This window comes from Robinsoniella sp. RHS (assembly GCF_001029355.1).
GTDB lineage: Bacteria > Bacillota > Clostridia > Lachnospirales > Lachnospiraceae > Robinsoniella > Robinsoniella peoriensis.
The window spans coordinates 1-9,161 of the sequence record NZ_JNGB01000119.1 but is presented as its reverse complement, the minus strand read 5'-3'; the positions used below and the strand labels follow the sequence as shown (position 1 = coordinate 9,161).

Here is a 9,161-nt window from a genome sequence, read left to right as displayed (position 1 = left end):
AAAGTAACAGATGCCCAGAATGAAGGCATTGAATTTTCAGCGTTGGAAGGTGACTTTGAGTGCAGTGTTCTGCCATACAGTGCATATGAACTGGAGAATGCCATGCATTTATACGAACTTCCTGCCGTAAATTATACGTGGGTAAGAATGATAGCAAAACAGATGGGAGTAGGCGGAGATGACAGCTGGGGGGCGCCGATTCATGATGAATATCTGATTGATCCAAAAGAGCCGCTTACTTTAAGGTTTGCTGTTAGAGGAGTTTCTAATGACTGTGGTTTGGGGAAAAGGGATGAATGATTTTAAAAACTGAAAACTGATGATAAAAAGGCTGATATTCCGAGAATTAACGGATTATCAGTCTTTTTTGTATGGATCGATGCCCGGACATCCAGTTGAAAGTGAAATATTTCAGGAAGCCTTTAATATTAGCATTTTCATTCATAAAATTTAGCAAAAACCATCATGAATGTCTGGACGGATTTGTTACCATAAGTTAGTACCACGATAACTAGTACTGTAGTGAACAATTTCAGGTTGAATTTAGGTTTTGCTGAGGAAGGGACGCTTTGTAGATGGAGGTAGTGTACGGAAAGAGAAGGGGGCGGACCAGGACATTGGTTTGGAAGGCTTACCGCAGAACTGGCATTTTCTAACCTTCCCGAAGCACTTTTTGGCGGATAGTATTCGACTGGCTCCCATCGGATACTAAGCGGGTACTGAACCGAGAAATGCATCAGGATTTCTCGGTGAATGCCCGCGTGCCGCCAAAAAGCGCTTCGGAAAGGTTAGAAAATACCAGTTCTGCGGCCAGCTGACGGAGCCCATGCCAGTTTCCCATACCCATCTTTCCGTACACTACCTATCATCTACAAAGCGTCCTTAATCAGCTAAACCCAAATAAAATAAACCTGCAGGGATTACCCAATACTGTACTAACATAAAGGAGTAAATATATGAATGATATTGTAATTCGGGGTCTTTCAGAAAATAATTTAAAGCATGTTTCACTTAAGATTCCAAAAGAGAAAATTGTAGTGTTTACCGGTGTTTCAGGTTCCGGTAAATCCAGCATTGTGTTTGATACAATCGCCGCAGAGTCCAGCCGGCAGATGAATGCCACCTATCCATCCTTTGTGCGTTCCAGACTTCCAAAGTATAAGAAACCAAATGTAGAAATCATTGATAATTTAACCCCGTCTGTGGTGGTAGATCAATCTCCGTTGGGAGGAAATGCCAGGTCAACGGTAGGCACTATCAGTGATCTCTACTCCGGTCTGCGGCTGCTGTTTTCCAGAATCGGCAGTCCTTATGTGGGGACGGCTTCCTATTTTTCATTTAACGACCCAAACGGGATGTGTAAAACCTGTTCCGGTCTTGGAAAAGTTACAACTATAGACATGGAAGCAATTATAGATAAAGAAAAATCCTGGAAGGAAGGGTGTGTAAAGGACTCTGCTTATAAGCCCGGTTCCTGGTATTGGAAGCAATATGCAGAATCAGGGCTGTTTGACCTGGACAAGCCAGTGAAGGACTATTCTGCAGGGGAATACAATCTGCTTCTATACGGTTCCCGTGATGGTAAAGGCAAACCGGAAAATTCCAAAGTAACAGGTTTGTTCCGGAAATATACCAGTACTCTTTTAAATCGTGACATCAGTGATAAGAGCAAGCATACACGGGATAAATCAAAGCATCTGATTACAGAAATGGAATGCAGCGACTGTCATGGAAAACGGCTGAATCAGGGGGCGCTGAATTGTAAGATTAACGGATATTCTATTGCAGATATGTCTGATATGGAGCTTACCCAGCTGCGGGAGGTACTTGCTAAGATAAACGATAAGAATGTGGATATGCTGGTGCAGACACTGATTAAGGGGCTGGACAGAATGATTGATATTGGTCTGCCTTACCTGCATCTCAACCGGGAATCACCAACCTTGTCCGGAGGTGAGGCCCAGAGGCTGAAATTAGTCCGCTATATGGGCAGCAGTTTGACAGGAATGACTTATATTTTTGATGAACCCAGCACCGGTATGCATCCAAGGGACGTCTACAGAATGAACAGTCTGCTCAGACAACTTCGTGATAAGGGAAATACAGTGCTTGTGGTAGAACATGATAAGGATGTAATTTCCATAGCAGATTATGTGATTGATGTGGGGCCGCGGGCGGGGCAAAACGGTGGGGAAATAGTCTTTATGGGCACCTATCCGGAACTGCTTCAGGGGGATACGTTAACGGGTAAGGCGATGCTGGCAGCCCTCCCAGTGAAAGAGCATTCACGGCATCAGTCTGGTAGTCTGCCTGTCCGTAATGCAAATCTGTATAATCTTAAAAATGTAAATGTGGATATTCCCCTGGGTATTATGACCGTTGTTACCGGCGTTGCGGGTTCAGGAAAAAGCACTCTCATCTCCCAGGTATTTGCCAAACAGTATGAAAATGACATCGTTATGATCGATCAGGGGCCAATTACTGCCACCAACCGGTCCATGCCTGCAACTTACCTTGGTTTTTTTGATGAGATACGAAAACTATTGGCGAGGGAGAACAGCAAAGAAGAGGGACTGTTTAGTTTTAACTCATTGGGAGCCTGCCCGGTATGTTCCGGAAAAGGAGTAGTGGTAACGGAACTTGCTTTTATGGACCCCATCGTCACGGAATGCGAAGCATGTTCGGGAACACGGTACAATGCAGAAGCGGTCGGATGCTTATACAAAGGAAAAAATATTGTTGAACTTCTGGCTCTGACTGCTTCTGCGGCATTGGAAGTGTTTAAAGATACCAGGATTGTACGATGCTTAAAGGTCATGCAGCAGGTAGGGTTATCCTACCTTACTTTGGGGCAGCCGCTCAGTACCTTGTCCGGCGGGGAGCGCCAGAGAATCAAGCTGGCAAAGAATCTTGGAAAAAAGGGCAGTATCATTGTAATGGATGAGCCGACTACCGGGTTACATTCCTCTGATGTTGAAAGTCTGATGAAATTGTTTGATACGATCGTATCCAGGGGAAATACACTGATTGTCATTGAGCATAATTTAGATGTTGTCAAACAGGCGGACTGGGTTATTGACATCGGTCCGGACGGCGGAAAAAACGGCGGTGAGGTAGTATTCCAGGGAACGCCCCTGGAAATGGTTCAGCGCGGAAAAACACTTACGGCAGATAGTCTGCGCGGATCTTGTTTTTAATAAAGCAGCTGCATAAAAATATATCCGGCTTTTTGAACAGATTGCATCAAATCTGTTCAAAAAGAAGCCACTCCACATAAATCTGCATATTGTTTTACCCAACCTAATTTCATATAATACAGTTAAGAAAGTAAATCGACAGTGTGTTCAATAATCGGAAGGTGATCAATATGAAGAAAATATACATCGTAACAGGGGCAAACGGACATCTGGGAAGTACGATTATGAGATTCTTAAAGCGGCGCAACGAAGAGGCAAGAGGGCTAATTCTGCCTTGTGAGTCTGGAACGGACAGTTCAAAAATCCACTTTATCAAGGGCGACGTGCGGGACAGAGAGAGTCTGGTGCAGTTATTCGCCGGAATTAAAAACAGAGAAATTGTAGTGATCCATACTGCCGGAATTATAGATATATCAGAGAAAGTATCGGAACGGATGTATGATGTTAATGTAAATGGAACGAAGAATATCATTGAACTTTGTAAGGAATTTTCAGTAAAACGGCTGGTATATGTCAGCAGCGTACATGCCATACCGGAAAAGAAATCAAGGGTTTTAAAAGAGGTATCCCAATTTTCTGCTGAATTGGTGGAGGGCGGCTATGCCAAAACAAAAGCAGAGGCGACCCGGGCGGTGCTGGATGCAGCTAAGGAAGGACTGGATGCAGTTGTCGTACACCCTTCCGGAATTCTGGGACCCTACGATGTGTCCGGAAACCACCTGGTTCAGCTGGTAACGGATTATATTCACGGCAAACTACCCGCATGTGTCCGGGGAGGCTATGATTTCGTGGATGTCCGTGATGTGGCAAAGGGATGCCTGATGGCAGCAGAAAAAGGAAAAAAGGGTGAGTGCTATATTTTATCCAACCGCCATTATGAGGTCAGTGATGTACTAAAAATGGTGAAAGAGGTGAAAGGCGGCAGGAATCTTCCGGAATTACCCATGTGGGTCGCAAAAGCTGCAGCCCCGGTGCTGGGGCTTTATGCAAAGTGCAGGAAAGAAAGACCGCTTTATACGAAATATTCCCTTTATACCCTAAAGAGCAATGATAAATTCTCTCATGACAAAGCAACCAGAGAATTAAACTACCACCCACGGGATCTGTATGTTACAATAAAGGATACGATCCGGTGGGTATGCAGTAAAAAGAAGAACGCATAATGCTATCCGGTTAAGGGAAGAACAGGCGCTGCCCCTGGAAGAAGAGCAGCTGAAATCGAATGCACCGCTGAACTATAAAACAATACATACAATTATAAATAAGTGACTATTGAAGGTCGGTTGTAGGCAAAAAATTCTTAAGAAATTAATATTTTCTTGATGTTAAGATTGCCATAATACAGCCGACCTTGTATAATATTATTGGATAGAAATATCCACGATACATCTTGCCTTTACAGGACAAATCGTTTATAATATGTGATATATAACCACAAAAAGATAGCAGCATGTGAAACTGAAACATGGGAGAGTACATAGATGAAGAAGGGGATTCGTTATTTAACGATAGTGTTGCTTGTATCTTTGCTGGCCAGCGGTATACCTATTCATCTGGTATCCGCCACTGAAATAGACAATTCTGGGGAGAATGGAAATTCAGCAGGTGATACAGGGAGCAATAAAAATACAGAAGATTATAATGATGGGAACGGCTCAGAATCGTCAGAGGATACAACGGAAACGATTCCGGAGTCGTACTATTTACCTATAGAATCAAATAATGTAGAGGGATGGCCAAAGGGCGATGCCATTGAAGCAGATGCAGCTGTTGTCATGGACGCTTCTACGGGAACATTTCTCTACAGTAAGAATATGACTGCCAAAGAATATCCGGCCAGTATTACAAAAATTATGACCACTTTACTGGCATTGGAGCATGGCAATCTGGATGACGTGATAACATTTTCCGAAAATGCAGTCTACAGCATTGAACCGGGAAGTACCCACCTTGGGATCAAAGCGGGAGAACAATTGACACTGCGTCAGGCGCTCTATGGAATTATGCTGGCATCGGCAAATGAGATATCCAATGGAGTGGCAGAGCATATTGCAGGGTCTGTTGAGAACTTCGCTCAGATGATGAATGATAAGGCGGCTGAGCTGGGATGTGTAAACACACACTTTGTAAATCCACATGGTCTGCATGACGAGAACCATTATACCTGTGCAAGGGATATGGCGCTGATTATGCAGGCGGCACTTAAGAACAAAATGTTCTGCAAGATCATTGATACCGTTGAGTATTCTTATCCCAAAACAAATATAACGGATGAAGAACGTTATTTCATGAACCATCATAAAATGCTGTATGAGGACGGTTACTGTTATACAGGCTGTCTGGGCGGAAAGACAGGTTTTACGGATGATGCACTGAATACCCTTGTTACTTACGTAAAGCGGGGGAAGGATAAGCTGATCAGTGTTATACTGAGGACGAATGGGGCTGAAAAAGCGTATCAGGAATCAAAGCAGATACTGGATTATGCATTTAACAATTTCACCAAAGAAAAATTTGATTTAAGCCGTGAAAGAGAAAGTGCGGCACAGCTTTTGGGAATCAGTTACGTGGGAAAAGCCATTATCAACGAGGATCAGAGCCTTAATAAGCCTGCATTCCAGGTTTCAAAAAGCACCAGCCTGAATCTGCCAAATGGAGCAGATACCAGACAGGTTACCAGAAAATATGATTTTAAAGCAAAGACGCTGGAATTTTTCTATCACGGATGGCCGGTAGGGAAAACCAGGATAAAGGTAGAGCCGGTATTCTTAAAGGAAGAAAAAGGACCTCAGTACAGGACGGAGACGGAAAAGCCGGAATCTCAGTCCGGTCTGGAGGAAAGCGGACAGGCAGCAGATGGAAACACAGACAGGAAGGCGGCTAATATGCTTGACAGGATCAGTCATGTTTTTATATCCACATGGCAGAAATTGGATATATTTATTAAGGATAATACGGTAGAATCGGCTGTGATCGGTGGTATTTTATTAATTATTTTTGTACCGCTTTTAGTAATTGCCATTACCCGTAATCATCGCTATAAAAAAATTCTAAAAGAAAGAATGAAAGAAGAGGAGATCAGAAAGCAGTTAGAAGAAGAGATTCAAAGAAAGACACCTCAGGAAATTGAAGCAGAATTAAGGGCAGAGCAGGAAGCCGAATGGCGTTCTGAACAGAGGGCAGAAGAACGAAGGATTGCAGCTGAGAAAGCAGCCAGGGAGCTGGATGCGGCAGAGCGGCTGTTAGAAGAACAGAGGTCACAGGGAGAGACAGGTAATATGGTTGACACTGGAACGCATTTGAAAGAGGAGGAATAAATATGAACTGGGTATCACCAATTAAAGACGACGAGACATTAGAGAAATTTAAAAAAGCATTACGTGAGGTAGATGATAAGTATTACATTTTATTTGAAATAGGGGTAGGAACAGGTATGCAGCTTCAGGAGATTCTGAAGTTTAAAAATAAAGATATTCGGGATAAGGACAGTATAGAAGCTTCTATTGGTACAAAAAATATTGTGAGAACATTTAATATACCTGCGGATCTTAAGAAAATCATTCATGATTTTACGGAAGGGAAAGATCCGGAAAACTATCTGATTCAGGGACATGCCAGTTCCTCAGCACCTTTATCCAGGGAACAGGCTTACCGGGTATTTAAAAGCGTAGGAAGAAATATGGGCTTAAATTCTATTGGAGCCCAGACAATGAGAAAGACGTTTGCCTGGAGGTATTATAAGGCAACCAATGATATTTACTATCTGCAGAACCTTTTAAACCATGCTTCCCCATCTATTACTTACCGGTATATTGGTGAAAAACCGAATGTAGAAGTAGTCTTAAAAAAGATGACGCCGGAAGAAAATGAAAGAAGCCGTTACATCTTATACAAGGACGGAAGCGGTAAGAAGAGAATCCAGGAAATCCAGGAAATGTTCGCATATATTGAGAGAGAATTGGATAATCCTACAAACAATGATGCATTCTACGGAAGGGTAGATTGTTTATTGGTTGAGGTTGAAGATTTGATCGATAACTTTAAGAATACTAAATAATCAGCTCAAAGGCATAAAAAACAGGTTCTGGCTATCAATGGCCGGAACCTGTTTTGCTGTGCAGTACTGCACGCGTATTACATAGCTGTGCAATTACCTGTCTGAAATGCATTGCATTAGAACTTTTTAGTAAATACCATGCCTTTTCAGACGCTTTTTTGTGCGCAGCTGTTCCTGTTTTTCTTTTATTGTCTGCGCTTCTTCTTCATCCACCAGTTTTAACGTTTTTACACAGAAAAACCGGTCATCTTCCGTGCGTTTCATCCGTATCTTGCCCTTTATCAGACCATGTTCTTCACAGGATGCAAGGCAGTAGTAATTTTTAGTGCCGTTTGAAAACCAACGCACTTTTTTTCTTGCGGCTTTGCCGCAGATATAGCACTTGGTTGCAGTCACTTTCCGGTCTTTCATGGCATCGGTTTTACTTGCAAAGTCTTTGGAAATAAATTTACAGTAAGTCGGATATACAGCATATATCTCTTCCTTGCGGGAACTTGGATGGATGTAACAGTCTATGGAGTAATTAGTCTGTATATCCTCTTCCTTAAGATGCTTCATGACCGCAGCAGTGTAATAAGCATCAGCCAGAGCGCGGTGAAAGCCAGCCCTTTTGTTTAATTTGAGAAAATCCACTGCATATTCCAGATTCCTGCGGGTTTTGCGGTCCTCGTATACAATGCTGAATATCTTCTGGATATCATAGTACCGCAGAGGATATGGAAGTGTATTTTCCACATTGTGAAAGCGCATATTCCGCTGCAGTTCTACCAGATCACTGGAGCCCCAGATACAGTAGCATGCATCATTCCCGCACCAGTCAAAAAAACTATGTATGACTTCTGGAAATGTGCGTGCATTCTCAAACTCCTCCATTTCCATCTGCAGTATTTCCTTTGTTTTAAAATGAAAGGAATGGTAAACGGTTGGCTTTATAATTTCATGAAAACGTCCGATCTCTTCTTTTTCTTTTGTAAGCTTTACTGCTCCGATTTCGATAATCTCGAAGGGAAGTGCCTTGTTTTCGCGGTCTTTTCCTTTGGGACACTGGTTCCATTCGAGGTCAAATATTATATAATCCATATCATCACCCATCTGTCTGTTATTGGAACGCAGTGACAAAAAAAGCTGTTTCTGCGCCAGACAATTCAATAAAAATAGTGAAAGCTATCTTCTTTCACGCGGTTACATATAGGTAGTATACACAAAGTAAATAAAAAACACAAGGACTTCGTCAAGTTGTATATGAAATTGAAACTACTTTATGCAATTTGTCCTAAAAAAGTTTTGCTCAAATTGTGCGTAAGCAGATTTTACAAGGGTAACATAAAATCTTTGTTCAATTATGGTATGGCGGGAAATAGGCTTCTTTAGTATACTGTCAACATAGTTAAGACAGTAAAAAACAATACTCGCGGGGCGAGCGTAAATTTTTAGGAGGATGAAAAAATGGCAAGTTTATCATTACAGCATATTAACAAAGCATATCCAAACGGATTTGAGGCGGTAAAAGATTTTAACTTAGAGATTGAAGATAAAGAATTTATCATCTTTGTAGGACCTTCAGGATGTGGTAAATCTACTACACTCCGTATGATCGCAGGTCTGGAAGAGATTACAGGCGGTACATTAAAAATTGGAGATAAAGTTGTAAATGACGTTGAGCCTAAGGACAGAGATATTGCGATGGTATTCCAGAACTACGCTCTGTACCCACATATGACAGTTTATGATAACATGGCTTTTGGTCTTAAATTAAGAAAAGTTCCAAAAGATCAGATTGACAAAATGGTTAAAGAAGCAGCTAGAATCCTTGACCTTGAAAAATTATTAGACCGTAAACCAAAGGCTTTATCCGGTGGACAGAGACAGCGTGTTGCTATGGGACGTGCTATTGTTCGTGATCCTAA

General features: G+C 42.1%; 8 protein-coding genes. 6 read left to right on the top strand and 2 right to left on the bottom strand.

Annotation, left to right across the window (positions count from 1 at the left end; genetic code table 11):
• The coding region (locus RHS_RS24665; protein ID WP_047834671.1) for a hypothetical protein at positions 1–300 on the top strand (300 nt) is incomplete at its 5' end.
• A 436-nt stretch (positions 301–736) separates the two neighbouring features.
• On the opposite strand, the gene RHS_RS31910 is transcribed toward RHS_RS24665, so the two are convergent.
• The gene (locus tag RHS_RS31910) at positions 737–859 is read right to left on the bottom strand and encodes a hypothetical protein (RefSeq protein WP_395023518.1); all 123 of its coding nucleotides are present in this window, start codon (positions 857–859) and stop codon (positions 737–739) included.
• Positions 860–956: 97 nt separating this feature from the next.
• On the opposite strand from RHS_RS31910, the gene RHS_RS24660 reads away from it, so the two are divergent.
• From RHS_RS24660 to RHS_RS24645, 4 genes are all read left to right on the top strand, one after another.
• The gene (locus RHS_RS24660; protein ID WP_047834670.1) at positions 957–3,197 is read left to right on the top strand and encodes an excinuclease ABC subunit UvrA; all 2,241 of its coding nucleotides are present in this window, start codon (positions 957–959) and stop codon (positions 3,195–3,197) included.
• 170 nt (positions 3,198–3,367) lie between these two features.
• On the top strand, positions 3,368–4,360 hold the full coding sequence (locus tag RHS_RS24655) for an NAD-dependent epimerase/dehydratase family protein (RefSeq protein WP_047834669.1): 993 nt from the start codon (positions 3,368–3,370) through the stop codon (positions 4,358–4,360).
• Positions 4,361–4,678: 318 nt separating this feature from the next.
• Complete coding sequence (locus tag RHS_RS31905; protein WP_395023517.1) at positions 4,679–6,514, top strand: serine hydrolase; 1,836 nt, start codon at positions 4,679–4,681, stop codon at positions 6,512–6,514.
• A 2-nt stretch (positions 6,515–6,516) separates the two neighbouring features.
• The gene (locus tag RHS_RS24645; RefSeq protein ID WP_027295360.1) at positions 6,517–7,254 is read left to right on the top strand and encodes a tyrosine-type recombinase/integrase; all 738 of its coding nucleotides are present in this window, start codon (positions 6,517–6,519) and stop codon (positions 7,252–7,254) included.
• A gap of 126 nt (positions 7,255–7,380) precedes the next feature.
• On the opposite strand, the gene RHS_RS24640 is transcribed toward RHS_RS24645, so the two are convergent.
• Positions 7,381–8,334, bottom strand: a complete 954-nt coding sequence (locus tag RHS_RS24640) for a 3'-5' exonuclease (protein ID WP_044297210.1) — start codon at positions 8,332–8,334, stop codon at positions 7,381–7,383.
• Between the two features lie 366 nt (positions 8,335–8,700).
• On the opposite strand from RHS_RS24640, the gene RHS_RS24635 reads away from it, so the two are divergent.
• Positions 8,701–9,161, top strand: a 461-nt coding sequence (locus RHS_RS24635) for an ATP-binding cassette domain-containing protein (protein WP_047834668.1), incomplete at its 3' end; no start/stop codon positions are given.